At 72.9% G+C, this 26,399-nt stretch carries 20 protein-coding genes and 1 pseudogene; 4 read left to right on the top strand and 17 right to left on the bottom strand.

Annotation, left to right across the window (positions count from 1 at the left end; genetic code table 11):
• Positions 1-4: 4 nt before the first annotated feature.
• From M8542_RS19730 to M8542_RS19700, 7 genes are read right to left on the bottom strand one after another with little or no spacing between them, the layout of a single operon-like run.
• Positions 5-496 carry a hypothetical protein gene (locus M8542_RS19730; protein WP_257921671.1) on the bottom strand — a complete coding sequence of 164 codons (492 nt, stop codon included), beginning with the start codon at positions 494-496 and terminating at the stop codon, positions 5-7.
• On the bottom strand, positions 493-2,424 hold the full coding sequence (locus M8542_RS19725) for a hypothetical protein (RefSeq protein ID WP_257921670.1): 1,932 nt from the start codon (positions 2,422-2,424) through the stop codon (positions 493-495). The genes M8542_RS19730 and M8542_RS19725 overlap by 4 nt, the downstream gene beginning before the upstream one ends.
• Complete coding sequence (locus M8542_RS19720; RefSeq protein WP_257921669.1) at positions 2,421-5,090, bottom strand: hypothetical protein; 2,670 nt, start codon at positions 5,088-5,090, stop codon at positions 2,421-2,423. The genes M8542_RS19725 and M8542_RS19720 overlap by 4 nt, the downstream gene beginning before the upstream one ends.
• Complete coding sequence (locus M8542_RS19715) at positions 5,087-5,281, bottom strand: hypothetical protein (protein ID WP_257921668.1); 195 nt, start codon at positions 5,279-5,281, stop codon at positions 5,087-5,089. The genes M8542_RS19720 and M8542_RS19715 overlap by 4 nt, the downstream gene beginning before the upstream one ends.
• Positions 5,282-5,293: 12 nt before the next feature.
• On the bottom strand, positions 5,294-5,755 hold the full coding sequence (locus tag M8542_RS19710; protein ID WP_257921667.1) for a hypothetical protein: 462 nt from the start codon (positions 5,753-5,755) through the stop codon (positions 5,294-5,296).
• Positions 5,756-5,781: 26 nt separating this feature from the next.
• Positions 5,782-6,978 carry a hypothetical protein gene (locus tag M8542_RS19705; RefSeq protein WP_257921666.1) on the bottom strand — a complete coding sequence of 399 codons (1,197 nt, stop codon included), beginning with the start codon at positions 6,976-6,978 and terminating at the stop codon, positions 5,782-5,784.
• A gap of 59 nt (positions 6,979-7,037) precedes the next feature.
• Entirely contained in the window at positions 7,038-7,790 is a 753-nt protein-coding gene (locus M8542_RS19700) for a hypothetical protein (protein WP_257921665.1), read from the bottom strand.
• A 122-nt stretch (positions 7,791-7,912) separates the two neighbouring features.
• Between M8542_RS19700 and M8542_RS19695 the strand changes: the two genes are divergently transcribed.
• Together M8542_RS19695 and M8542_RS19690 are read left to right on the top strand one after the other, a co-directional pair.
• Entirely contained in the window at positions 7,913-10,768 is a 2,856-nt protein-coding gene (locus tag M8542_RS19695; RefSeq protein ID WP_257921664.1) for an AfsR/SARP family transcriptional regulator, read from the top strand.
• Between the two features lie 101 nt (positions 10,769-10,869).
• Positions 10,870-12,591: a BCCT family transporter gene (locus tag M8542_RS19690; protein WP_257921663.1), complete on the top strand. Its 1,722-nt coding sequence runs from the start codon at positions 10,870-10,872 to the stop codon at positions 12,589-12,591.
• 33 nt (positions 12,592-12,624) lie between these two features.
• Here the strand turns inward: M8542_RS19690 and M8542_RS19685 are convergent, their stop codons facing one another.
• From M8542_RS19685 to M8542_RS19655, 7 genes are all read right to left on the bottom strand, one after another.
• Positions 12,625-13,101 carry a (2Fe-2S)-binding protein gene (locus M8542_RS19685; RefSeq protein WP_257921662.1) on the bottom strand — a complete coding sequence of 159 codons (477 nt, stop codon included), beginning with the start codon at positions 13,099-13,101 and terminating at the stop codon, positions 12,625-12,627.
• A 9-nt stretch (positions 13,102-13,110) separates the two neighbouring features.
• A complete protein-coding gene (locus M8542_RS19680; RefSeq protein ID WP_257921661.1) occupies positions 13,111-15,444 on the bottom strand; it encodes a molybdopterin cofactor-binding domain-containing protein in 2,334 nt (777 codons plus the stop codon).
• Positions 15,445-15,597: 153 nt separating this feature from the next.
• Positions 15,598-16,812, bottom strand: a complete 1,215-nt coding sequence (locus tag M8542_RS19675) for a PucR family transcriptional regulator (RefSeq protein WP_257921822.1) — start codon at positions 16,810-16,812, stop codon at positions 15,598-15,600.
• A 252-nt stretch (positions 16,813-17,064) separates the two neighbouring features.
• The gene (locus M8542_RS19670) at positions 17,065-18,558 is read right to left on the bottom strand and encodes a carboxylesterase/lipase family protein (RefSeq protein WP_257921660.1); all 1,494 of its coding nucleotides are present in this window, start codon (positions 18,556-18,558) and stop codon (positions 17,065-17,067) included.
• A gap of 45 nt (positions 18,559-18,603) precedes the next feature.
• Entirely contained in the window at positions 18,604-19,200 is a 597-nt protein-coding gene (locus M8542_RS19665; RefSeq protein ID WP_257921659.1) for a TetR/AcrR family transcriptional regulator, read from the bottom strand.
• Positions 19,201-19,209: 9 nt separating this feature from the next.
• Complete coding sequence (locus tag M8542_RS19660; protein WP_257921658.1) at positions 19,210-20,043, bottom strand: alpha/beta fold hydrolase; 834 nt, start codon at positions 20,041-20,043, stop codon at positions 19,210-19,212.
• A 3-nt stretch (positions 20,044-20,046) separates the two neighbouring features.
• Positions 20,047-21,297, bottom strand: coding sequence for an MFS transporter (locus M8542_RS19655; RefSeq protein ID WP_257921657.1), 1,251 nt, complete (start codon positions 21,295-21,297; stop codon positions 20,047-20,049).
• A gap of 104 nt (positions 21,298-21,401) precedes the next feature.
• Here M8542_RS19655 and M8542_RS50640 point away from each other — a divergent pair.
• A pseudogene (locus M8542_RS50640) lies at positions 21,402-22,262 on the top strand (CocE/NonD family hydrolase); the annotation flags it as partial.
• Between the two features lie 73 nt (positions 22,263-22,335).
• Complete coding sequence (locus M8542_RS19645; RefSeq protein WP_257921655.1) at positions 22,336-23,265, top strand: CocE/NonD family hydrolase; 930 nt, start codon at positions 22,336-22,338, stop codon at positions 23,263-23,265.
• Here the strand turns inward: M8542_RS19645 and M8542_RS50370 are convergent.
• The 3 genes from M8542_RS50370 to M8542_RS19630 are packed head-to-tail and all read right to left on the bottom strand — an operon-like array spanning position 23,252 to position 26,390.
• Entirely contained in the window at positions 23,252-24,391 is a 1,140-nt protein-coding gene (locus M8542_RS50370) for a TetR/AcrR family transcriptional regulator (protein WP_257921654.1), read from the bottom strand. The genes M8542_RS19645 and M8542_RS50370 overlap by 14 nt on opposite strands.
• Positions 24,392-24,426: 35 nt before the next feature.
• Positions 24,427-25,566: an acyl-CoA dehydrogenase family protein gene (locus M8542_RS19635; RefSeq protein WP_257921653.1), complete on the bottom strand. Its 1,140-nt coding sequence runs from the start codon at positions 25,564-25,566 to the stop codon at positions 24,427-24,429.
• A complete protein-coding gene (locus M8542_RS19630; protein WP_257921652.1) occupies positions 25,563-26,390 on the bottom strand; it encodes an SDR family NAD(P)-dependent oxidoreductase in 828 nt (275 codons plus the stop codon). Before M8542_RS19630 ends, M8542_RS19635 begins: the two co-directional genes overlap by 4 nt.
• Positions 26,391-26,399 lie beyond the last annotated feature (9 nt).

The following is a 26,399-nucleotide window of genomic DNA, read 5'->3' as shown; positions in this document are numbered from 1 at the left end:
CCCCTCAGACCGGCAGGGCGTCGGTCAACGCGCCGACGCCGATCGACGAGACGTCGAGCAGCTTCGCGAGGCTGCCCGGGCGTGGCAGGTGCAGCAGGCGGATCGCGACGTCGAGCGTGTCGCGCCGCTGCGCGCTCTGCGCGAAGGTCAGCGACTGCACCGCGAGGTCCGTCCGGATGGTGGCGGTGGTGATCAGCACCAGGCCGCTCTGCGTGCCGCCGGTGACCCGCGACAGCGCGGTGCCCTGCCGGCTCGACTCGGCGAGGTTCTCCAGCGCGACCTTCCACGTGAAGCGCAACGGTCCGATCAGGACGGCGCTCAGCGACAGCGAGTCGTCGTGGCTGACCACCGCGACCCGCCGCCGGGTCCCGCCGACCTGCGGCACGAAGTACGTCGAGTCGATGGACAGCTGGGTCACCGCCCACAGCGGCACCGGCACGATGCCGTCGGACAGCACGGCGCTGGGCGTGTGCAAGTACGGTTCGAAGAAGCTCATCGTGTTCCTCTCCCGGTGGCCCCGGTGCCCGGCTTCCGCAGGCCCGCCACGATCTCGGCGAAGCTCGAGCGCAGGTCGGCCAGGTCGACCTTCATGTCCAGCAGGCGTTGTTGCAGGTAGGCCAGCTCGCCGCCGGCGTTCGTGATGACCCGGCGGACGCCGATGTCCGGGCGGTCGAGGATCGCGGCCACCCTGGCCTGGACGTCGGGCGCGGCGATCTCCTTGTCCGACAACGGCGCCAGGATCGGCCCGACCTCTTCGTTCGCCCGGCGCAGGCGGTCGGCGGCCTCCAGCGCCAAGGTGTCCAGCTTCGTCAGGGGGTGGGGCAGGTCCTCGACGCGCTTCGCCAGCGCGGCGACGTCCTTGCCCAGGTTCTTCCCGCCCTTTTCCACGAGGCTGCTCACCTCGCCGAGCCCCGCCTGCGACAGCGTCTTGTTGTCGCAGAGCCAGATTTCCCCCTTGGCCGTGCCTTCGCGCGTCACCAGCACGATGAAGTCCGTGCCGCCCACGGTGACCCCGATGTCCGGGGCCTTGAGCACCAGGACGTCCTTGCCCAGCTGGAAGACCGCGCCGAACTCGCCACCCATGCCGCGGACGTGCTTGCTCATGATCACGTCGCGGACGTAGACCTCCAGCGGGACCAGCGGCTCGCCCGCGCGGGTGTCGCGGTCCGCCTTCTCCAGCCACGCACCGGCGAGCTCGAGCAGGTGATCGGGGTTGCGGGTGCCGAAGTCGCGCAGCAGCGCGGAACCCCGCAGTGCTTCGGCGATCCGCCCGGTCGGGGGCAGGCCGAGCGTCGCGACCTGCCGGTCGAGCTGCTTGGCGCGCGAGCGGGCTTCGGCCGACTCGCCGACGCCGGCTTCGACCGCGCGGCGTTCCGTCTCCCGGGCCCGGTTCAGCGCGATGAGCGCGCGTTCGAGGTCGGCTCGCTCCCCCGCGCCGAGACCGTGTTCGGCGGTGAAGGCGTCCATCTCCCGCTCGCGCCACGGCACCCGCGTGCCCTGGGCCTGACCGGGCCGGTCCTCGCCGAGCGCCATGGCCCGCACGAACTCGGGATCGACGGCCGCCACCCGGTCGAGCACCGTCCGCTCGGCGAGCGGCAGCACGTGGTACATCGCCTGCACGTGGGGATCCGGCGGGCGGGTGCCCCGCAGGCCGCCGCCGAGCGCGTACTGCGCGTCCGGCGTGCGGACCATCCCGACCGCCTCCGTGACCTGGGCCAGCTCCTGCGGCCGCAGGACGTCGCGCAGCTCCTCCAGCATCCGGATCGTCGCCCCGGGCCGGCCCTCGAGCGCGGCGTCCACAGTGGACGCCCGGAGGAAGCGGGCGCGCCGGAGGGCGACGCGCAGCTGTTCGGGCAGCGCGTCGATCCGCTGGGCCGAGCGTCGCGTCGCCCAGCGCGGCGTGGCCGGGCGCACCACGGGCTCCCCCGCGGGGCGGCGCGCGTCGACGTCGAAGGTGTCGACGCCCTCGATCGGGTCCCGCACCTGGACCACCGGCGCCTGCCCGGCCTGCGCCGTGCTGCCGGGCCCTTCGGGGTGGCTCCGCAACCGCTGCTGGGCCCAAGCCTCCGGCGACACCAGCTCGAGGCTGGTGTCACGCAACCGCTCCAGCGCCGACTTCAGGCCGGCCAGCTCTTCGGTCTTCAGCTTCCGGCCGAAGGCCTTCCGGTAGTAGCCGTCGACTTCTTCGCGCAGCCGGCCCATCTTCTCGACGGCCGCGCCCATCTCGGTCACGTACTGCTCGCCGAGGTTCTCCAGCGCCCGCAGCACCGACCGGTCGAGGTGCTCACCGACCAGCTTTTCGGGGATCCCGGCCGCCTTGGAGATGTTCTCGACCGCGTCCCGCAGCGCCGGGAAGCGCCGCACCTGCGCGCTCACCCGCGCCGCGGCCGCGGGGTCGATGACGAGCCGGGCGCGGCCGGTCACGATCCCGCTCCGGAGCTCGCGGTCACCGCGGCGGCCAGCGTCCGCATGGCGTACGCGGTGATCTCGACGCCCGGGATCGTGCCGTCGGTCCGGTAGTCGGCCGCCACCGCGGCGGCGACCTCGCTGATCACTTCGGACAGGGCCAGGTTCAGCACGTAGCCCGCGGCGAGCTGGGTGAGGAAGCTCGCGGCGAAGTGCTCGGCGGTGATCGTCGCCAGGTGCCCGGACACCTCGAGCAGCTTGCGGCGCAGGGCCGCGGAGGTGGCCTCGGTCAGCTCGCCCTTGGCCAGCGCCCGCACCCCGGCGATCCCGTCGCGCACCACGGCGGGCAGCTCCGGCGCGATGGCCAGGAAACCCTGCACCCACGCCCCGGCCAGCTCGGCCTCGACCTGCGCGCGGGAAAGGATGTCATCGCCGCCGAGCAGCGACCGCTGGAGATCGGCGTGCTCGTGCGCGGTGTGGATGCCTTCCGCGGCCTGGAACAACCCGATGACGAACGCCGCCTCGGGGAAGAACACGGCCAGCAGGGTGATCCCGGCCAGCTCGAAGAACTCCCGGAACCGGGCCTTCGCGATCTCGTGCCCGGCCAGGGCGGCGAGCCCTTCGACGTAGATGTGCTCGTCACCGAAGATCGACGCCCCGGCGTTGTTCCGGGTGAACATCGCCCGCAGCCGCTTGTCGGCCAGCTGGTGCACGCCGGTCAGCTTGGCGTGGACGTCGTTGGCCGCGTCCGGTTCGAAGGTCGCCAGGCCGTAGGCGACCATGCGGTCGTCGCGGGCCTCCTGCGTCTTCTCCTCGTTGGTCTTCGCGATCTCCTCCAGCACGGCGAAGAACTCACGGTCGACGGCGTCGGTCACCACCCGTCCGGCGGTCTCCGCGCCCACCGCGTCCAGCTGCTGCGCGACCCGCAGCCGGCGCACCACCGAGCCGACGTCGGCCAGCTTCTCCAGGAAGGGATCGGTGAGCTGCGCCGTGGACCGCAGGGTCTTCACCGTGGCCTCGACCTCGGCGAGCGTGTGCCACCGGCCCTGGGCGTCCTTGATCCGGTAGCCGGTGCGGAACGGGTCGCGGCCGGGCACGTCCCGGCCGGGGAAGACCGGGGTGCGGACGACCTCGACGCCGTCGACCGACTGGTGGTTGCGCCCCGGCTCGGGGGTGAACCGGACCGTGCTGTCGTTGAGCTGCTTGGCCCGGCGCAGCTTGCCGAGCATGTCGGTCAGCTCGGGCAGGTCGGCGAGCAGGACCGTCAGGACGACCCGGGTGCCGCGCAGCCAGTCGGTCGTGGCCCGCCGGTGGGCGATGTCGGCCGCGCTCTTCTCCAGGACCTCCAGCAGGGCGTCCTGGCAGGCGGCGACGAACAGCGACGCGACCACCTTGCGGCGCCGCGGGAAGTAGTCGCGGTGCAGGTAGCCCGCCCAGTCCCCGGCCTGCCCCGCCAGCGGGCAGGGCAGCTTCTTCGCCTTGTCCCGGGCCAGTACCGCCTTGGTGTAGGCGAACAGCAGGACGTTGACCGCTTCCAGGGCCCGCACGAGGTGGCCGAGCACTTCCTGGCGGGCTTCGGTGGCCGGCAGCCGGCCCAGGCTTTCGCTGCGCCGCGTGATGACGTCGAGCGCGGCGAAGACGAACGACCCGATGAACCGCGGCTTCGGCACGCCCAGCTCGGCGGCGATCGAGTCGATCAGGTCGCCGAAGTCCTCGCCGTCCCAATCGGACACCTCCAGCTCGTGCAGGAAGGGCCGGTCCGGGTCGGCGTCGTCGGCGGCGTCCGGGTCGTAGCGCAGCGGCGGGCAGTCCTTGCCGTACCGGTCGGCGCCCGGCTGGGCGGCCACCTCCTCGGTGAGCACGAGCAGCGGCAGCCCGTCGCGGTCGGCGAGCCCGGCCCGCCCGGCGAACCACGCCACCGGGACTCCCCCGGACCGGAACTCGTAGAGCGCGCCCTTGAGCCGGAAGCGCTTGGCCCGGGCCGCCGCCCGCTCGGCGAGGCGGGACTCGGGTTCGGCCGAGCCGGTGGCCCGCCAGATCCGCACCAGGGCCGCGGCCAGCTCCACCCGGAAGGCGTCGTCGGTCGCGGGTTCGGCCACGAGGTGGAACGAGTCCGCCGGCCCCACGGCGTAGCCGGGCACCGACTCCGCGTCCCGGCCGTCGGCCGGCAGGACGAACCGGTTGAGCAGGATCCCCCACTCGACACCGGCCGTCCCGTCCGGGCCGAGGACGACCGCCAGCATCAGGGGCGCGCCACCGGAGTTCGCGACGACCACGAGCACCCGCGGTGGGCGTGCCGCGCCGCCGTAATAGGCGTCGAGCGCGTCGAGCACCTCGAAGGTGGTGGCGAACCGCCGGAACCGGAAGGTCGTGGGACCCGGCGCCGACGCGGGCGCCGGGGCCGGGCGCAGGGCCGCCGTCACGGTCCGGACCGCCGCGTGCGCGGTGGCTTCCAGGTGGGCGGCGGCCCACGCCGGCACGGCGTCGCCGGCGAACCGCACGCTGACGTCCGGTGCCTGGTCGGAGAAGGTGGCACCGTCGAGCGCGTAGGCACGCCCGGCCCGGTCGGCGACCCGGGACGCGGCCTCGACCGCCGCCCGGCGCACCACGTCGAGGACGTGGCTGTCGGCCGGGTCCCCGGTCAGGTCCAGCCGGATCCGCACCGGCACGCGCACGGCGGTCATGTGAGCCCCTGCAACGCCGCGGTCAGCCGGTCCAGCGCCGTGGTCACCAGCTCGTCCGGGTCGTGCGGCGCCACCAGGCGCACCTCGATCTCCACCGGGAACTGGAACACGAGCTCCCCCGTCCCGGAGCCGTCCCCCTCGGACGGCAGGATGACACCGCTCCCGTCGTCGGGGGCCAGTTCGTCGAGCACCGGGGTTCTCCTCTAGAGCGCGGACTGCAGCGGGCCGGACGTCTTGGCGCCACCGGCGTCGGTGGCGTCGACGTGCATGGAGAAACCGGAGAACGTCGCCTGGGGCGCGCCCGTCACCGTGGCGGCCGTCGGCGAGGCGCTCGTGATGACGCACCGGCTGAGCACGATCGTGGAGAACGACCAGTCGTCGCCGGAGCGCTCCTGCACCGAGATGCTGAACTCGGTCGCGTTCAGCGCCAGCGCGGTCAGCTGCGCGGTGGCCGGCCCGATCGCGTTGACCGTCAGGGAAAACGTCAGGGAGTACGGCTGGGTCACCACGCCTACGTGCGTGCGTTCGATGCTGTGCAGCGGCTCGGCCGTGGTGGCGAACGTCGGGGTGAACGACTGGATCGGCGAGATCTCGTGGTCGGCGCCCCGGTCGTCGGTGTAGTGCACGGCGAGGCGGGTGTTCCAGCTGGTTTCGGGACTCGACATCGTGGCTCCTGGTCAGTGCGCGGTACTCAGAACTGGGGGGCGAGGGTCACGTTGAGCCGGTGCACCGCGGGCCCGTACGTGACGCTGATGAGGACGGACACCTGCCGGGTCTGGCGGGCGGTGACCACTTGGGCCTGCTCGGCGGCGCTGCGGGCGCTTTCCGGCAGCGCGAGGATCGCCAGCAGCGGGATGGTGACGGCGAAGTCGTCGATCACCGCGCCGAGCTGCAGCGGGCCGAGGATCCCCTCCACCCGGACCCGCACCGACGTGAGCCCGGCCTTGGTGATCCGGGCGTCGCCCACCGTGCCGATCAGCCCGGCCCGCAATCGGAACTCGATGTCGTCGAGCACCCGGCAGATGTCGACGTAGTTGCGGGCCGGGTCGGTGGAGAACGTGCCGCCGTCGCCCAGGAACAGCCCGGTGCCGGGCACGAGTGCCGGGTCGATCAGCGGGATGACGCCCTGCCCGGCCAGCCCGGTGACCTCCGCGGGCACGTACTGCTGTCCGATCGGGACGGTGAAGCCGCGGACCTGCTTGAGCACGACGCTGGTGGCCGGCGTGTGCCCGGCGATCGCCCCCATCACGGCGGCGGCCGCGTCGGCGACGGGGTTCGGGCTCGCCGTCTCGTCGGTGGTCGCGCCCCGCGCGGCGACGAGGATCATCCGGCCGGTCGCGCTCTTCAAGGCGCCGTAGGAGCCGCTCGCGAGCACGGTGTCCACATAGGTCGCGGTCCGCGCGATGGCGGGGTCGATCATCGCGACCGCCATCCGCCGGTTCCCCGCCGCCGACATGGTTTCCACGTGCTCGGCCAGCGCGCGCAGCCCGGTCGCGGGCGTGCCGCCGTTGGTGGCCGCGCCCACCGCCGTCTCCCCGGCCAGGCAGACGAAGGTGACGTCGTCGGCGGCCTCGAGCCCGGCGAGCGCGGCGGCGTAGTTGCCCGCGGCCGGCGTGCGGACGCCGTAGACCTTGCTCGGCCGCGGGTCCTGGGCGAGGACCAGGTCGAGGCTGCGGCTCAGCGCCGTCGCCGCGTTGTTCTTGCCGAACAGGCCGATGACGTCGGCGTGACTGGTGACCACCAGCGGCGTCGACGCGGGCGCGGCGGCGCCGTCGGCGTTGCCGACGACGGCGACCACGCCCGGCGAGCGTTGGGCCGCCGGGACGAGCGCGCTGGTGTCGATGATGACGTCGACGAAGGGAAATGCCGGTTGCACGAGCGTGGCCATACCGATCTCCATAGGTGGTTCTGCCGTCGGCGTTGCGCGTCGGACGCGGGACTTGGTCGTCATGTGGGCTCCGCGGTGGTGATCACGGCGACGCCTTGGCCGGCAAGCCAGCTCCGCGCGGCCCGCAACCGGTCCGCGCGCCGCTGCTCCGGCGTCGTGTCGCTCTGGGCTCCCGGCCAGGCCGGGTCGTCGAACGTCGTGCCGGGCAGCGCCCAGCAGACGAGCCGGTCGAACCGCCGGGCCGGCGCCCCGGCCGGCACGGGCTCGACGGCGTACCGGGCCGCCCCGAGCCGGGCCGCCGGCGTCGCCCGCAACAGGTCGCGGGGACTGGTGTCCGCACCCGCGGCGAGGAACGCCACGAGCACGGGCAGCGAGACCGGCGCCGGGGGCGGGTCCTGCTCCGGCGGGCTCATCCGCAGGGTGGCGTCGAGCGCGACCGGACTGTCCACACCGGACTGTCCGGCCGTGACGGCCACGATGGTGTCGGTCAGGACCGCCGTCCGCACCACGACGGCGCCGGTCCACACCGCGTCGGCCGCGGCGGCCGGCGCCAGCCCGGTGTCCCAGGACGCGGCGACCTCCCACGGCACCGGCTCCCCGGTCCGGCGGAACTGGGCCATGGCCGACACCCGGGAGTCGAGCGGCACCGCGAGGTCGACCCGGTCGAACGTCGCCGTCACCGGGTCGGTCACCACGGCCGGGTCGAGCTCGTAGGCCACCGCCGCGATCGCGAGCAGCGCCTCGGCGGTCAGCACTGAAGCGCGGGCCGCCGGATCGGCGAGCCGCACCACGATCTCACTGGCGACGTCCATGGGGCTACCGTGCCAAGCCTCGTCGACGATCCGTCGACAGTCCGTCGACAGACCGGTCGGCGAATTGGGCCGAACGGACCCGTATCCAGCCGCGGGGCACCGTCCACTTGTGCGAGGTGGGAATGGACGATCCGGGCCACCGGCCGGAGTTCCGCGTGCTCGGCCCGTTCGAGGTCCGCGTGCACGACCGGCCGCTCGAGCTGGGCGGCCCGCGCATCCGCACCCTGCTCGCGCTCCTGGTCGCCCACGGCGGCCGGGTCACCGCCGTCAGTGCCTTGGCGGATGCGTTGTGGGGCATGGACGCCCCGCCCGACACCCACCGGACGGTGCGGACCTACATGTCCCGCGTGCGCCGCTCGCTGGCGCCCGTCGCCACCGCGCTGGGCGCCCCCGACCTGCTCGTCACGCACGCGACCGGCTACGCCCTGCGATTGTCCCCCGACGTGCTCGACTCGCGCGAGTTCGAACGGCTCGTCGCCGATGCCCGGGAAACCGCGGCAGATCCGGTGACAGCGTCGGCGAAGTTGTCACGCGCCTTGGCTTTGTGGCGCGGTGACGCGTACGAGGACTTCGCCGGCATCCCGGCGCTGCTGGCGGAAACGCGGCGGCTGCACGGACTCCGGCTCGGCGCCATCGAGGACCGGGTCGACGCCGATCTCGCCAGCGGCGCCGGTGAAGCGCTGATCGGCGAGCTGACCGCGTTGAGCGAGCAGCACCCCGGGCACGAGCGGCTGTGGGGCCAGCTGATGACAGCGCTGTACCGCGCGGGCCGCCAGGCGGACGCGCTCGACGCGTTCACGCGCGCCCGCGCCGTTCTCGTCGAAGAGTTCGGATTGGACCCTTCGCCGCGCCTGACGGAGATTCACCGCCGGGTGCTCGACAACGACCCGCGGCTGTTGCCCGCCGGTTCCGGACCGGCCCACCCCGTCGCGGAACGCGCTACCGCGACCGCGGTCCGCAACGACCTTCCCGGTGACATCGCCGACTTCGCCGGCCGCGAAGCCGAACTCGCGCGGTTGCTGGCCGTCCGCGCCGGTGTCGCGCGCACCGCGCCCACGGCCGTCGTCATCGAAGCGATCGACGGGATGGCCGGCATCGGGAAGACGACCCTGGCCATCCACGCCGCGCACCGGCTCGCCGGGGACTACCCCGACGCCCGGCTGTTCCTCGACCTGCACGGGCACACCTCCGGCCAGCCGCCGGTCACCCCGGCGGCCGCGCTGGACACCCTGCTGCGCGCGCTGGGCGTGCCGGCCGAGAAGATCCCCCACGACGCGGACGCCCGGGCCGCGCTCTGGCGGGCCGAGCTCGCCGGCCGGTCGGCGCTCGTCGTGCTGGACAACGCCGCGGACGCCGCGCAGGTGCGGCCGCTGCTGCCGGGCAGCCCGGGCACCCTGCTGCTGATCACCAGCCGGCGGCGCCTGCTCGACCTGGAGCCGGCCCGCGTCCTGTCCTTGGACGTGCTGCCGGAAGCCGACGCGATCGCGTTGTTCACCGGGATCGTCGCCGACGACCGGCTCGCCGACGACCCCGACGGCGTCCGGGAGGTCGTCGAGCTCTGCGGGCATCTGCCGCTGGCCATCCGCATCGCGGCGGCGCGGCTGCGGAGCCGTCCCGTGTGGACAGTCCGGCACCTGGCGGGCCGGCTGCGGCAGGCGACCCGGCCGCTGGCCGAGCTCTCCGCCGGCGACCGCAGCGTCGCCGCCGCGTTCGCGTTGTCCTACCGGCAGCTGGATCCCGCGCGGCAGCGCATGTTCCGGCTGCTGGGCCTGAACCCGGGCCCGGACGTCGACGTGCCCGCCGCCGCGGCTCTCGCCGGGACGACGGCGGCCGAAGCCGAGCGGCTGCTGGAAAGCCTCGTCGACGACCACCTGCTCCAGCAGCCGGTCACCGGCCGGTTCCGCTTCCACGACCTGGTCCGCCAGCACGCCCGGACCACCGCGCTGGCCGAGGAGCCCGAGCCCGCCCGGCGCGCGGCCCTGCGCCGGCTGGTCGGCTTCCACCTGCACACCGGCCACCGGGGCAGCCGCCTGCTCGACCGGCAGCACCCGCCGATCGACGTCGGCGAGCCGCCCGCCGGCTGCGTCCCGGCCCCGCTGGCCGACGACGCGGCCGCGATGAGCTGGTTCGACGTCAACCACGAGTGCGTGCTGGCGGCGCGGCAGGCCGCCGAGGACGCCGGCTGGGACACCAGCGTCTGGCAGCTGGCCTGGACGCTCGACAACTTCCACTACCGCCGCGGCTACCTGCAGGCCAACATCACGTCGTGGCTGGCCGGCCTCGCCGCGGCCGAACGCCTGCGCGACGTCGCCGTGCGGGCCCGCGCCCACCGCCGGCTCGGGCTCGTCTACGGCCCGTTCGGGAAACCCGCCGAGGCGTTGCACCACCTGAACCGGTCGCTGGTCCTGACCGGGGAGATCGGCGACACCCTCGGCCAGGCGGGCGTCCACTTCGTCCTGGCGCTGCACTGGATCAACGAGAAGGACGACGAGCGGGCCCTCGGGCACGCCACCAGCGCGCTCGAGCTGTACCGCGCCCTCGGCGACCCGAAGTGGGAAGCCCGCGCGTTCAGCATGATCGGGGCCTGCCAGAGCCGGCTCGGCCGGCACCGGGAAGCCCGCGCGCAGGCCGAGGCGGGGCTGGCCCTGTGCCGGGAACGCGAGGACGTCTACGGCGAAGCCGACGCACTCGACAGCCTCGCCACGATCGCCCGGGAATCCGGCCACCACGGTGACGCGCTCGGCCGCTCGCGGGAGGCGCTCGCCCTCTGGCGGCACCTGGACAACACCTACCGCCAAGCGGGCACGCTCGCGGCGATCGGCGACGCGCACCGCGCCCTCGACGAGTGCGACCGGGCCCGGGACGCCTGGCACCAGGCCATCGAGCTCTACCGCGCGCACAACCTGCACCCGGCGGCCGACGAGATCGAGAAGCGCTCGGCGGACCTCGGCCTGGTCCGGCCGGCCGAGGACCCCTGACGCATGCTGCCGTCCACGCCCGCACTGGTTAGGGTGCAGGTGGTGCAAAAGGGTCAACTCGGGCGAAAGGAGATCGCGCTCACAGCGGCGCGGGCTGAACGATGAGTTCGCAGGACGGCAGGCAAGCGGAAGAAGCGGTGGCGGATCTCGCCAACTCCCCGGACACCACGGGTCCGGGACACCCGCCCGACGAGCACGTCCCGCTCGACGTCGCGGCCGACCGGCCCGCCGACACCGACCGCGTGGTGTTCGGGGTGGCGGCGGTGCTCGTGCTCGCGATCATCGGCTGGGGCGTGCTCGCGCCGCGGAGCCTCGCCGACGTCGCCTCCGCCGTCCTGAACGACGTCGTGATCCCGTACGGCGGCTGGGCTTTCGTGCTCACCGCCAGCGGGTTCGTCCTCTTCGCGGTGTGCCTGGCCATCAGCCGGTACGGCCGGATCCCGCTGGGGCAGGACAAGGAGCTGCCGGAGTTCCGGACGTCGTCGTGGATCGCGATGATGTTCAGCGCCGGCATGGGCATCGGGCTGATGTTCTTCGGGGTGTACGAGCCGGTCTCGCACCTGGCGAGCCCGCCGCCGGGCACCGCGGCCGCCGGGTCCGACGAAGCCGTGCACACCGCGATGGCGACGACGTTGTTCCACTGGACCGTGCACCCGTGGGCGATCTACGCCGTGGTCGGGCTCGCGATCGCCTACAGCACGTTCCGCAAGGGCCGCAGCCAGCTGATCAGCTCGGTGTTCGCGCCGCTGCTCGGGCAGCGGCGCAGCGAAGGCCCGCTGGGCAAGGCGATCGACGTCATGGCGATCTTCGCCACGCTGTTCGGCTCGGCCGCCTCGCTGGGTCTCGGCGCGCTGCAGGTCGGCGGCGGCATGGGCGCGGTCGGCTGGATCGACGACCCGGGCAAGGGCCTGCTGGTCGGGATCATCGCGCTCCTCACCGTCGCGTTCATCGCCTCGGCGGTGTCCGGGGTGGCGAAGGGCATCCAGTGGCTGTCCAACATCAACATGGTGCTGGCGGCGGTGCTCGCGGTGTTCGTGCTGGTGGTCGGGCCGACGGTGCTGATCCTCAACATCGTGCCCGGCGCGATCGGCGACTACTTCCGCGAGTTCGCGGAGATGTCCGGCCGCACCGGGATGACCGGTGGCGAGCAGATGCAGACGTGGCTGTCCGGCTGGACGGTGTTCTACTGGGCGTGGTGGATTTCGTGGACGCCGTTCGTGGGCATGTTCATCGCCCGGATCTCCCGCGGCCGCACGATCCGCCAGTTCATCTTCGGCGTGATCGCGATCCCGAGCGTGGTGAGCCTGGTGTGGTTCGCGATCTTCGGTGGCGCGGCGATCAGCAGGCAGCGCGCGGGCACGGACATCGCGGGCGCGGGCAGCGCCCAGTCGGCGACGTTCGAGCTGCTGGAGACGTTGCCGTGGTTCGTGCCGATCGCGGTGCTGGTGATGTTGCTGGTCTCGATCTTCTTCGTCTCGGGCGCGGACGCGGCCTCGGTGGTGATGGGCACGCTGTCCCAGCGCGGCAGTGTGCACCCGCGCAAGAGCGTGGTGATCTTCTGGGGCGTGCTGATGGGCGCGGTGGCAGCGGTGATGCTGCTGGTCGGCGGCAACGAGGCGTTGACCGGGCTGCAGAACCTGACCATCCTGATCGCGGTCCCGTTCCTGTTCGTGATGGTCGGCTTGTGCCTGTCGGTGTGGCAGGACCTGCGGCGCGACCCGCTGATGCAGCAGGAGGACGCGATGATGCGGTCGTTGAAGGAACTGCACGAGGAACGCACCGACGCCGGTCGCCGCCGTCGCCGGCACCGACCCGGCGCGTGAAGGCCGTCGCGGCGACGGCCTTCACCCGCGGCGTCACATCTCCTTCGCGCCTTCCTTGATCGCGTCGCGGATCCGCGCGTAGGTCCCGCACCGGCAGATGTTGCGGATCTCGTCGAGGTCGGCGTCGGTGATGTCCCGGCCCGCCTCGCGCGCCTGCCGGACCTTGGCCACCGCGGCCATGATCTGGCCCGGCTGGCAGTAGCCGCACTGCGGGACGTCCAGCTGCAGCCAGGCTTCCTGCATCGGGTGCAGGTCCTTGCCCACCGTCGCGGGCAGGCCTTCGATCGTGGTGATCTCGTCCGTGTCCTTGATGTCGGCGACGCGGACCGAGCACGGGTTGAAGGCCTTGCCGTTGATGTGGCTCGTGCACGCCTTGCAGACGTCGAGCCCGCAGCCGTACTTGGGACCGGTGATCCCGAGCAGGTCACGCAGCACCCAGAGCAGGCGGAGGTCGTCATCGGCGTCGACGGTGACCACGCGGCCGTTGACCTTGAACGTTTGGTTCGGCACGGCGGGCTCCTAGTAGGCGTGGTCGAGGCCGTCGGTGGGCGACGGCGGTGTGGACGGCTGCAGCGGCAACGGCTCGAACGAGAGCGTGCCGTGGTTGATCGGGAACGACGTCGGCATCTTGCCGACCGCCCTGGCGTAGGCGCAGGCGACCGCCGCGAACGACGGCGCCACGGCGAGTTCGCCGGCGCCGCTGGGGTTCGACGACGTGTTCGGCATGATCACCACCTGCGTCTCGGGCGGGGTGTTCCACTCCCGGGTGTAGAAGTAGTTGTCCCAGCTGCCTTCCAGCGGCAGGCCGTCCTTGATGTGCAGGCTGGAAGTCAGGCACATCGCGATGCCGTCGCTGAGGCCGCCGATCATCTGCGCCTCGAGCCCGCGCGGGTTGATCGCGAACCCGGGGTCGACGACCACGGTCGCCTTCGACACCCGCGGGCCGGTCACGCCGTCGCGGACCTTGCGGTTGACCGTCTCGGGCCGGCAGTCGATCTCCACCAGCACGGCGACCGCGCCGCGGTACTCCGAGTGCAGCGCGATCCCCTGCGCCACCCCGGCGGGCAGCGCGCGACCCCAGTTCCCGACCTGCACGGCCTTGTCGAGCACCGCGCGCAGCCGGTCGTCCTTGAGGAACTCGCGGCGGAACGCGACCGGGTCCTTGCCGAACTTCTTCGCCAGCTGGTCGACGACCAGCTCCTCGGCCGTCACGACGTTCGGCGAGTAGATGTTGCGCATGCTGCCGGTGTTGAACTTCAGCGGGATCTCGTTGAGCAGCTGGGTGGTGACGCCGAAGTTGTACGGCGAGGACTGGCTCAGCAGGAAGATCGACTCGGCGAAGCTGAGGTTGCCGGCGATCGGGAGCTTCGCGGCCGTCGCGGTGATCATCTCGCCCAGCCCGTGGCTGAACTCCGTCTGGACGCTCGTGTGCCGCTGTTCGAAGCTGATGACGTTGCCGAGCAGGTAGGTCGCCCGCACGCGCGAGACGCACATCGGGTGGATGCGGCCCTGCCGGAAGTCGTCGGTGCGCGACCACATCAGCTTGACCGGCTTGCCCATCCGCTGCGACGCCTCGGCCGCTTCGGCGGCGGCGTCGTGGAACAGGTGCCGGCCGAACGAGCCGCCGCCCTGGGTGACGTGCACCTTGACCGCGCTCTGCGGCAGGCCCAGCCGGGCGGCGATGTCCTCCTGCGCGACGATCGGCACCTTCACGCACGACCAGATCTCCGCCCGGTCCGCGCGGACGTCGGCGATCGCGGCGCCGGTCTCCAGCGGGCTGTTGCTGGCGGCGGCGAAGGTGAACTCGGCGTCGATGTACTGGTCCAGCAACCCGGGCACGGTCATCGGCAGCTGCGCGGCCTTGAGCTTCTTGAGCACCGTCGCGTCGGACTCGCCGTCGACCGTGCCCGCGCTCCAGGTGACCTTCAGCGCGCGGATCGCGTCGATGCACTGGCCGAACGTGCGGCCGCGGACCGCCACGCCGTAGGTGATCGCCGCGACGTCGGTGATCCCCGGCATCGCCTTGACCTCGGCGGCGTTGAGGATCGCGCGGGGCTTGCCGTTGATCGTCGGCGGCCGGGCGACCATCGTCGGCAGGGCGTCCGGGACGTCCATGTCGAGGGTGAAGGTCTTCTTGCCGGTCACCGCGGCCAGCGCGTCGAGCCGGTTCTGCGGCGTGCCCAGCACGCGGAACTGCCCCTGCGGCTTGAGGGTGGCGGCGACGCTGATGGTCTTGGCCGACGCGGCGGCCTTCGAAAGCGAGCCGTAGCCCGCCTGCTTGCCGCTGGAGTGCCGGACGACGCCGCCGGACGTGGTCAGCTGCGACACCGGCACGCCCCACTTGGCCGCGGCCGCGGCGAGCAGCCGCTGCCGGGCGATCGCCGAGGCGGTCCGCACCGGGACGTAGATGCTGCGCATCGAGTTGGACCCGCCGGTGAGCTGGTTCATCAGCAGCTCGGGCCGGGCGTCGGCGAGGGTGACGTCGACGTGGTCCAGCGGCAGGTCGAGCTCCTCGGCGATCATCATCGCCACCGCCGTGGTCATGCCCTGGCCGACCTCGGTGCGCGGCACCGCGAACGACGCGCGCCCGTCGGCGCCGACGCCGACCGTGATCAGGCCCGAGGTGGGCGCGGCGGCAAGGTTCTGCAGGTCGCCGAGGTCGAAGATGTCCTCGGGCTGCGGCAGGGACGGGATCGCCGCGTCCGCCCGCTCGGGCGCGAGCTCGGCGGCGCCGATCTGCGCGGCGACGGCGAGGGTCGGAGCGGCGAGGACGAAGCCGAGGAACCGGCGGCGGCCCATCGGCCGCGCCTCGGAGGTGCGCGGTGGGGGCGCGTGGAGTTCGGGGTCGAGCATGAGCAGCTGGGTCCTCTCGAACGACGGTGTCGGAGAAGTGCGGCCGGAGGGCACCGCCGCGCTGGAGTGTTACATACGTCACCCGCCGAAAGAAGGAGCGACGTGCCTACTTTTGGGCTAGTGCGGCTGTGCACAGTGCACAGCCGGTGCCGATCAGGGCACGCGGGGTGGCGGCAGGAACGGCAGCGCCCGCACGACCAGCGCCAGCTCCAGCGGCAGGTCACCGCCGGTGAGGCGGTGCCCGGTCAGCGTCTCGAGCCGGTGGACGCGGTTGAGCACGGTGTTGCGGTGGCAGTGCAACGCCTGCGCCGAGCGGGTCGCCGAACCGCCGGTGCGCACCCACGTCGCGAGCGTGTCCACGAGCAGGTCGCGCTCTTCGCCGGCGAGGTCGAGCAGGCCGCCCAGCCACGCCTCCATCAGCGACCCGGTCAGCTCGGGCGAGCTGAGCAGCAGCGCCTCGGGCAGCCGCTCGGCCAGGCAGACGACCTCGGTGCGTCGCGGCGGGACGGTCCGCATCGCGAGCACCGCCTGCTGGTAGGCCGAGCCGAGCCCGGCCAGGCCGTCGACGACGAGGGAGACGCCGGCCGGCACCGAGACCGCGGCGCCGACCACGGCGGCGGCCTTCGCGACGTCCCGGCCGGGCACCGAGATCAGCCCGACGAGCAGGTCGGCACGCAGCTGCCAGGCGGACGGCGAGCCGGCGCGTTCGAGCGCCTGGGCCAGCGGCTCGACAGCGGCGGCGTCGGCGACGCCCGCGGCCGCGGCGACGACGTACGGACCGGACGCCGGGAGCCGCAGCGTCCGGGCGGCCTCGTAGGCGAAGCCGGGCTCGGCCGCGCGGCCCTGCAGCAGGCCTTCCCACAGCGCGGCGCGGCGCTGCTCGTCGGCGCGGACGAGGTTCCGCTCGGCGGCGTGGTAGGCGAGGGCGACCTGCGCGGAGATCGCGTCGACGACCTCCCAGACGAGCGTCGCGAGGTCGAGCATGTCTTCGGTGTCGACGTCGCCGGCCGCCCGCGCCTGTTCGGTCAGCGCCTGCCAGACCAGCCGCCCGCCGAGGCGGAAGGAGCGCAGGACGTCGTCGAGCGGCAGCTGCTGCTCCGCCCGGCGCCGCCCGGTCAGCCTCGCCGCGTCGTAGAGCTCCTCGGCCGGCTCGCCACTCCCCTGGTCGATCAGCTGCAGCACGCGGCGGAGGTTGTCGCGGCACGAGCACCGCAGGTCGTCGTCGGGCACGACGTCGACCAGGTGGTAGCCGGGGTTCTGCGCCAGGATCACGGCGACCAGGGCGTCGGTGAGCTCGTCGAGCCGCGCCAGGACGCTGGTCGCGAGCAGGCTCGCCGTCGCCCGGACCTCCGGCTGGTGCTCGCGCATCTGGCTCACCGCTCCCTCACGGTCCGGTCGCCGAGAGCCTAAGCCCGTGTTGTCAACGCCGCCTTGTCACCGCGCCTTGTCACCGTCGCCCAGGCCGCTCGCTCGGCGCTCGGCCGGAGTCGCCGGTGGTGGCCGGGGTTCGGTCACCGGCCGACCCGCCCACCGCCGCCCGCCCTCCCACTCGGCGCCCAGTCGAGGTCACCGGCCGCGTTCGGTCACCGGCCGATCCCGCGAACCGGACACCTCTCTCCCTCACCGCCGCCCGGCCCAGGCCGCCCGCTCGGCGCCCGCGGCGTCGTCGACCACCCGGCTCTCCGTGTCGTACACCATCGTCGCCCGCGTGCGGTGGTCGTACGGCGCCCAGCCGGGATCACCAGTCGTCGCGAAGCGGATGAAGTCCGCGTGCATGCGCCGGGCCAGCTCCGCCGGTGGAGCCGCGCCGAACGCGTCGACCGCGGGCTTTCCCAGCGCCAGCACCGTTTCCAGGTCGTCGCGCACGAACGGCAGGTCGATCGCGTGGAACGAGCCGGAGCCCGGCGGGATGCCTTCGCGCTGCCAGCGGAACTCGTACAGCCACGACGGCTCGGGCCGCGCTTCGAGCAGGCGGATCGTCGGGATGCGGAAGCCCCAGTCCGTCCAGCCGGCCTCGACCAGCGCGGCCAGTCCGCGGACGCGGCGCGGGCCTTCGCGGTAGGCGCGCACCGTCGCGGCGTCCATGCCCAAGGTGCGGCGCAGGCCCAGGCGGATCAGCGGCGCCACCGGGCCCGCGACGCTCGCGATGCCTTCGATCAGCGGCCCGGCCTCGTTGCGCACCGTGCCGGCGAGCAGCGGGACCCCCGGCGCGGTGCCCGCCGTCCGGACCGGGTTCGCCGGCAGGAACTCCGTGCCGTGCACGCCGCGGAACGGGCTGAGCAGCAGCGCCCGCCGATCGCCGCGGACCAGGCCCAGCGCGTAGCGCTTCAACGCCTTGAACGACGCGGCCGCCGTGCGGTCGAGGCTCACCGACGACAGTCCCGCCACGGTCGGCGCGACGCCGAGGTCGCGGGCGACCTGCCGGGTCACCCGCCACGCCTCGTCGGCGTCCACCGACGCCATCGAGCAGCCGCTCTGGGCGATCGCGCCGGCGAACGTGCCGCGGGAAGCGGGCAACGCGAGGTGGTTCATGACGCTCACGCCCCCGCCGGACTGGCCGAAGATCGTGACGCGCGCGGGATCCCCGCCGAACGCGGCGATGTTGCGCTGCACCCAGGCCAGCGCCGCCGACTGGTCGCGCAGCCCGAGGTTGTCGTGGCCTTCGCCGAGGTAGAGGAAGCCGTCGATGCCCAGCCGGTAGTTGACGCCGACGTGCACGACGCCGTCGCGGGCGAAGTTCCTGCCGCTGTAGCCGGGCAGCGAGCCGGCGCCGTAGATGTAGCCGCCGCCGTGGAGGTGCACCATGACGGGCAGTCCGACGCGGCCGGGGTCCGGCGTCCACACTTCGACGGTCAGGCAGTCCTCACCGGTCTCGGTCGCCGCGTAGATCGCGCCCAGCGGGTTCTCCTCCGCCACCTGCGGCGCGGCGGGCCCGGGCCGGGTGGCGTCGCGGACGCCGTCCCAGCCCGCCGGCGGCGACGGTGGCCGGAACCGGCGCGGCCCGAACGGCGGCGCGGCGTAAGGGATGTTCCGGAAGTGGTGCAGGCCGTCGACCTCGCGGCCTTCGACGACACCGTGTTCGGTCCGGACCCGCGCGGAAGCGACACTCGTCATGTCCGCAGCTTCCCCACTCCGGCGAAATTAGTCAAGCCGTACTAGTTATGCGTCCAAGATTCGGTGGGCCAGCCGCTTCCACGTCGCGAGGTTCGGGTCGGTCAGGTGGTCGCGCGGCTCGAACGTGTAGGTCAGCGCCACGCCGCGCATGCTCGCCACCAGCAGCGGCACGAGGTCGGCGAACGCGGGGTGCGCGACGTGCTCCGGCCCGAACAGACGGGTGATCAGCCCGCGGATGTGCCCGCCCAGCTCGTGTTCGCGCGGCCGCAGCGCCGCCGCGAGCTGCGGGTTGTGCTGCGCCGCGGCCCACAGCTGCAGCGCGGCCTTGAACAGCGGGCCGTGGAAGGTCAGCCAGATCTGCTCGACGGCGTCGTCGAGCGTGCCGGCCGCGCGCGGGACGTCGATCTGGTCGACGCGCTGCCGCGCGAGGTGCTGCACCGCGGCGATCAGCAGGTCGTCGCGCGACGGGAACTGGTGCAGCAGGCTCCCGCGCGAGACGCCGGCGCGCTCCTGGATGCGCGACGTCGTCGTCGCGGCGTAGCCGTCCTCGGCGAGACAGGCGACGGCGGCGGCCAGGATGCGCTCGCGCGTGTCCCAGGCCCGCTTCTGCACGGGCAGCGGCGCGGACTGCGAAGGGGCCATGCCGCAAGACTAGTACTCGCTGACCATTCGGCGGGCGTTCGCACCCAGCAGCCCGGCGATCTCGCCCCACAGCGGCTTCGGCAGCTCGTGCCCCATGCCGGGGAAGATCGTCAGCGTCGAGGCCGGGATGACCTCGTGCAGGCGGGTGGCGGCCGCCGGGTCGACGAGCCGGTCGGCGTCGCCCGCCAGAATCGTGGTGGGCACCCGGAGTTCGCGCAGCGCGTCGTCGTGGTCGGGCGTGGCGAGCAGGGCCCGCAGCTGCCGCTCCGGGCCGCCGGGATCCCAGCCCCGGTCCCAGATCTGCCCGGCGACCTCGATGAGCCACCCGACGTCCTGGGGGTAGGCGCTCGAGCGGCAGAACGCTTCGGCGGCCGGGTAGTACGCGACGAACTCTTCGCGCGTCGCCGGGACCGGCGCGTCGAGCCGGCCCAGGATCTCGTCCCGGCCCCGGAAGTACCGCAGCGACGGCGCGGTGTAGACGAGCCCCAGCGACCGCACCCGGCCCGGGTGGCGCAGCGCGAGCTCCTGCGCGACCATCCCGCCCATCGACTGCCCGACGACGTGCGCCGAGTCCAGGCCGAGCCCGTCGAGCAGCGCCGCGGTGTCGTCCGCGAGGTCACCCAGGTCGTACCCGCCCCCGGGGTACCGCTGCGACTGCCCGACGTCGCGGTTGTCGAACCGGATGACGCGGAACCCGTCGGCCACCAACGTTTCGCAGAAGCCGGGCCGCCAGCCCAGCAGCTGGGCGCTGTAGCCCTGGACGAGCACCACCGGCGGCAGCTGCTCGCCGCCGAAGGAGTCCCAGGCGATGCGGGCGCCCGCGGGCGTGGTCACGAACGGCACGGCTCACCGGACTTTCTTGACGAAGAGGATTGTGACACCGGAAACGAGGGCGGCGACCACGCCGAAGGCGTACAAGCCGGTGTACCCGCCGAAGAAGGTGATCAGGCCACCGGCGAGCACGCCCGAGAGGATCTGCGGCAGGCCGGTCGCGACGGCCAGCAGGCCGAAGTCCCGGCCGACGCGGTCGGGGTGCGGCAGCACGAGCGACATGACCGCGAGGTCCACGCCGAAGTAGGTGCCGATGAAGATCCCGAGGAACACCGAGTACACGACCATGCCGGTCCACGTCGGACTGAGGACCGGGATGGCCATGGTGCCGGCCAGGCCGATGGCCGAGATGCCCACGAACAGCTTGCGGCGGTCGATCTTGTCCGCCAGCCAGCCGAGGAAGGTGGCCACCAGCACCCAGGCGACAGTGGTGACGGTGAGCAGGTCGCTGACCGCCACCACGACGTCGCCACCCGGGACGTTCTCCTTGCCGAGGTAGTCGGTCAGCGTGTAGTAGAGGTAGCCGCTGACCGTGAAGTAGGACAGGAAGAGCGCGAACCGGCTGACGAAGGCGAGCGTGAAGTCGCGTGAGCGGAACGCCTCGAAGAAGCCGCGGTGGTCGACGCGCTCGCGCGGCACCGCACGCCCGAGCGACGAGCCTTCGCGCACGCCGAGCACGAGCGCCAGGCTCGCGACGACGAGCACGGCCGCGATGACCCCGTAGCCCCAGACGCGTCCGACGTGGCCGGCGACGTTCACCCCGGCCAGCACCCCGAGCGGGGTGCCGAGGCCGACGATCGCCGACGCGAAGCCCCGCCGTTCTTCCGGGACGCGGTCCGGGAGGATCGCGATCAGGGCGCCCTGGTACATGTTCGACGTCAGCCACAGTCCCGTGTAGACGATCCCGAGCAGGACCAGGTCCACGCTCACCGCCATCGCGATCATCAGCACGCCCGAGACCGCCGACAGCAGCACGATCCACGGGGTGCGCCGGCCGAAGCGCGAGCGCGTGCGGTCCGACAGCGTGCCGCCGAGCGGGATGCCCACCAGGGACGCGATCGCCGCGAACGTCGTCAGCAACGCCAGGCTGCCCACCTTGTGCACCGGGTCGATCGCCTCGACCTGGGTGGGGAGGAGCACCTGCTGGATGCCGTTGAACACCGCGGTCATCGCGGCGACCGCCGGGAGCAGGAACGGGAGCAGGCGGCGCAGCCGGACCGGACCGGCGGAGCGGGCGGCCGTCGCGGCCGCGTCGAGGCGAGTCACACGTTCCTCCATTGTGGAACTTCGGGCGGGACCCTGGCGGTGGGGGCCGCGGCATACTAGCGTGAATTAGTCAGCGTTGACTAGTTCTGCTCGAGGAGTCCTGGATGCCGAGCCGCACCCGCACCGCCGCCCTGCTCGCGCTCTCGATCGGCACCGCGGCGGGCCTCGCCGCCGCTCCCCCGGCGGCGGCGTCGGGCTACGGCGTCGGCATCACCCACAATGTCGGCATCACCATGGACGACGGCGTCGTGCTGGAGTCGAACGTCTACGCGCCGACGGATCCGGCGACCGGGCAGCCGGCCCGCGGCCCGTTCCCCGTCGTCCTGACGCTCACCCCGTACGGCAAGGACCTGGGCGAGTCGGACCCCACGCGCGGCGACACCGGGATGGGCATGGACACCGACCTCGTCGAGCGCGGCTACATCCACGTCACCGTCGACGTCCGCGGCACCGGCCTGTCGGGCGGGACGTGGTCGTTCGAACAGCCGCGGGAGTCGGCCGACGGCGAGCGCGTCGTCGAGTGGGCCGCGAAACTGCCGAACTCCACCGGGACCGTCGGCATGATCGGCGAGTCGTACGCGGGGATCGACCAGCTGCTGCTGGCCGGCCGCATCGGCCCGGGTTCGCCGCTCAAGGCGATCGTGCCGATCGTGCCGTCCGACGACATCTACCGCGAGGTGGTGGCGCCCGGCGGCGTGACCAACCCGCTGCTGGCCGCGCTGTTCCTCGCGAACGTCCCCGTCGGCGAGCTGAACGCGGTGACCGAGACCCGCACCCCGGCCGAGGTCGCCCAGCTCGTCTCCGCGCTGGCCGGGCACGTCGGCGGCCTCGGCGTCCTGCCGGTCACGGACCTCGCGCTCGGCGGCCCGGCCGCCTACGACGGGAAGTACTGGCAGGACCGGAGCCCGCACACGGTGCTCGGGAACATCGTCGCCAACGACGTCCCGACCATGATCCTGGGCGGCTGGCGCGACGCCTTCCAGCGCGGCGAGCCGAACCTGTACGCGGGCCTGCAGAACGCGGCAGGTGTCGGCGCCGATGCTCCCCACGCAGCACGCGGACCCGCGGTTCCAGCTCGTGAACGGCGGCTGGTACCACAACCAGCTCGGCCAGCCGACGTCGCCGGACCGCCTGCACGTCAACGCGGTCGCGCTGCAGTGGTTCGACCACTGGCTCAAGGGCATCGACAACGGCGTCACGGCCACCAGGACCCCGTTGCGCACCGTCGACCTGACCACAGGTGCCTGGACGCAAAGCGCGACGTACCCCTTCGCCGGGGCCGTCCCGACCCGGCTGCCCCTCGACGGCGGGCGCACGATCACGTGGAGCGGGGTTCCGCTCTGCACGCCGTCGGTCACCCAGTTCCTCCTCATCGGCAGCGACCAGAACCTGCGCGACCAGGCGGGACTGGGGCCGTCGCCGTGCAACGTCGACGACCGCGGCACGCAGGCGCCGCCGTCCGCCACCACGTACACGACCGCGCCGCTGACCAGGCCGCAGACCATCGCCGGGCCGATCAGCGCCCACATCGTCGCGAAGGTCAGCACGCTGGACAGCGAATGGGTGGTGCGCGTCGAGGACGTCGCCCCGGACGGCACGTCCGCACCTCTGAGCCGCGGCGCGCTGCTCGGCTCCCAGCGTGCGCTCGACCCCGCCCGCACGTGGACGGCGGCCGACGGCACGATCACCGTGCCCTACCACCCGCACACGGCGGCGTCGACGAGCTACGCCATGCCGGGCACGGTGCAGGCCTACGACGTCGAGGTGTTCCCGGTCCGGGCGACCATCCCGGCGGGCCACCGCCTCCGGGTGACGGTCGGCACGAACGACTCGCCGGCGCTGATCCCGTCGGTCGCCCAGACGGTCGGCCTGGTGGGCGGGGTCTACGAGATCCAGCAGGGGTCGTACGTCCAGCTCCCGTTCGCCACGCCCGGCGAGCCCTGCACCGACACCGTCAAGTGCCCGTGAGGATCGCGTGCACCACCGCGGCGAGGTTCACGTCAGCCGACGTGAACCTCGCGATGCGCGGGGTGCGCAGCAGGTCGTTGATCACCTTCAACCCGATCTGCACCCGCAGCCGCGCGGCCGGCGGCGCCAACCCGGGCACGACCTCCTGCACCAGCGCGATCCACTCGGCCGCGTACTCCCGTTGCGCGCCCAGGGTTTCCGCCTCGACTTCGCGCTCGCCCGACCGGCCGACCTCGAGCGAGCCCCACTCCCTGGCGTGCTCCACATAGGACGCGATCACCAGGCGCAGGGCCTCGTCCGGCTGGCCGGCCCGGGCGAACGCCGCGTCCAGGCCGATCCACAGGTAGTGCGTGCCGCGCTCGTACACCGCGCGCAGCAGCTCGGCCTTGCTCGCGAAGTAGCTGTACAGGTTCGGGCCGGTGACGTCGGCGGCCGCGCCGATGCCGGCCATCGACGTCTCCTGGTAGCCCTGGGTCGCGAACTGCGTCGCGGCGGCGAGCAGCAGCCGTTCACGCCGGGACACCGGGGTCCGGCCCGCGCTCGGCGCGTACCGCGACGAACCCGTCGGCGTGACGGGCGCCGACGCGATGGCGAGCAGCGCGGACCGGACCGCCGTCCGGCGGTTCGCCGGCTGGGCGTGGATGGTGCTCGTGCCCAGGCACGCGAGCCCGGACTGCATCGCCCAGGCGAGGAGGTCTTCGGTCCCCTCGTCCAGGTCGCCGCGGTGCGCGCGCAGGACCCGCCCGAACTCGGCGGCCCAGGCCCGCATCACGTCCACGTACTTGCGTCGCAGCCCGGGCTCGGCGTAGCGCACTTCGCGGTCCCACAGGTCGGCGACGTGGGGATGCGGCGTCACGACGTCGATCGCCTCGTCGACCGCGGCCTCGAGCGCCGTTTCGGTGAGAGGCCGGTCGAATCCGGCGAAGCTGTCCCGCAGCACCGCGTCCAGCAGGTCGTTCTTCGTGCTGAAGTGCCGGTACAGCGCCCCGGCCGTGATGCCGACCCGCTCGGCGAGCGCGGTCATCGTGACGTTCGGGTAGCCCAGCTCGATGAACATCTCGCGCGCCTGCCCGACGATCTGCTGCTTGCGGTCCTTCGGCCGACGGCGCGGTGGCTCGGCACTCACCCCTGGTCACTCCTCCCCGGTCCGGCTCGAGGAGCCTACCCGCGACCGTCTTGGAGGGACCGGGCGACGAGGTCCTTCATGGTTTCGTTGGAACCGGCGAAGACCTTCGTGACCCGGGCGTCGGCGTACATCCGCGCGATCGGGTACTCCCGCATGTAGCCGTACCCGCCGAACAACTGCGTGCACCGGTCCACAATGGTCACGTACTGCTCGGTCGACCACCACTTGAGCATCGCGGCCGTCGTGGCGTCCAGCTCGCCGTCGAGGTGGCGGCGCACGCAGTCGTCGACGAACACCCGCGCGACCCGCGCCGTCGTGGCCGCCTCGGCCAGCACGAACTTCGTGTTCTGGAAGTCCCACAGGGACTGGCCGAACATGTCGCGGGACTGCACGTACTCGGTGGTGAGCGCGACCGCCGACTCGGCGCTCGCCACGGCCGTCACCCCGAGCAGCAGGCGCTCCCGGGCCAGCTGTGTCATCAGCTGCCCGAAGCCGCGGCCCGGCTCCCCGCCCAGCAGGTTGCCGGCCGGGACCCGAGCGTCCTCGAAGGACAGTTCGGACGTGTCCGCGGCCGGGAGCCCCACCTTCTCGAGCACGCGGCCGCGCACGAACCCCGGGCAGGCGGCGGTCTCCACCACGATCAGCGAGATGCCCTTGGCGCCCGCGGCCGGATCGGTCTTGGCGACCACGACGACCAGGTCCGCCTGCTGCCCGTTGGAGATGAACGTCTTCGCGCCGTCGATCACGTACTCGTCGCCGTCGAGCACCGCGCGCGTGCGGATGTTCTTCAGGTCCGAACCGGCGCCGGGTTCGGTCATCGCGATCGCGCCGACCAGGTCACCGGACGCCATCCCCGGCAGCCAGCGCCGCTTCTGTTCTTCGGTGCCGTAGGCGAGGATGTAGTGCGCGACGATGCCACTGTGGACACCGTTGCCCCAGCCGGTCTCGCCGAGCCGTGCCTGTGCCTCGAACACGGCCAGGTCGTGGGCGAACGTCCCGCCGCCACCGCCGTACTGCTCGGGGATCGAGCAGCACAGCAGCCCCAGCTCGCCCGCCCGGCGCCAGACGTCGCGGTCGACCTGGTGCTGCCGCTCGAACTCCTCGCGGCGCGCCACCAGCTCGCTCTCGACGAACTTGGTGGCGACCGCGGTGACTTCTTCGTCGCGCCAGCTCACGACTCCCAGCCCCCGCCGGTGACGACGACCTGCCCGCTGACGTAGTCGGCTTCGGGGTAGGTCAGCATGACGACCGAGCCGGCCGCCTCTTCGGGCGTGCCGGGGCGGCCCAGCGGGATCAGGGACTTCGCCGCCTCGAGGATCTGCGGGCTGACGCCGACCTTGATCTCCTGGCCCTCGATGTCGATGGTCGAGCTGCCGTCGGCCGGGGCCGCGGTGAGCCGGGTTTCGATGAAGCCGAACGCGACCGCGTTGACGTTGACCCGGTAGCGGCCCCACTCCTTGGCCAGGGTCTTGGTCAGGCCGATGATCGCCGACTTCGCCGAGGAGTAGTTGACCTGGCCCGGGTTGCCGGCCAGCCCGGCGACCGAGGAGATGTTGACGACCTTGCGGTGCACCGGAAGCCCGGCGGCCGCTTCGGCCTTCGCGGCCCGGCTGATCACCGGCTGCGCCGCGCGCAGGATCCGGAAGGGCGCCTTGACGTGGACGTCGTGGATCGCGTCCCACTGGTCGTCGGTCATCTTCTGGATGACCGAGTCCCAGGTGTAGCCGGCGTTGTTGATGACGATGTCGAGGCCGCCGAAGGTGTCGGTGGCGGTGCGCACGAAGCGCTCGGCGAAGTCGGGCGCGGTGACGCTGCCGGGGCAGGCGACCGCGTTGCCGCCCTGGTTCGTGATCTCGGTGACGACCTCGGCCGCCGGCGCGCTGTCGAGGTCGTTGACCACGACGTTGGCGCCTTCGGCCGCGAGCTTCAGGGCGATGGCCTGGCCGATGCCGCGGCCCGCGCCGGTGACGATGGCGGTCTTGCCGTCGAGCTTTCCCACTGTTCCGGG

Source organism: Amycolatopsis iheyensis (assembly GCF_024703995.1).
GTDB classification, from domain to species: domain Bacteria; phylum Actinomycetota; class Actinomycetes; order Mycobacteriales; family Pseudonocardiaceae; genus Amycolatopsis; species Amycolatopsis iheyensis.
The sequence above is the reverse complement of the archived record's forward strand: the minus strand, read 5'-3'. Positions and strand labels throughout refer to the sequence as shown.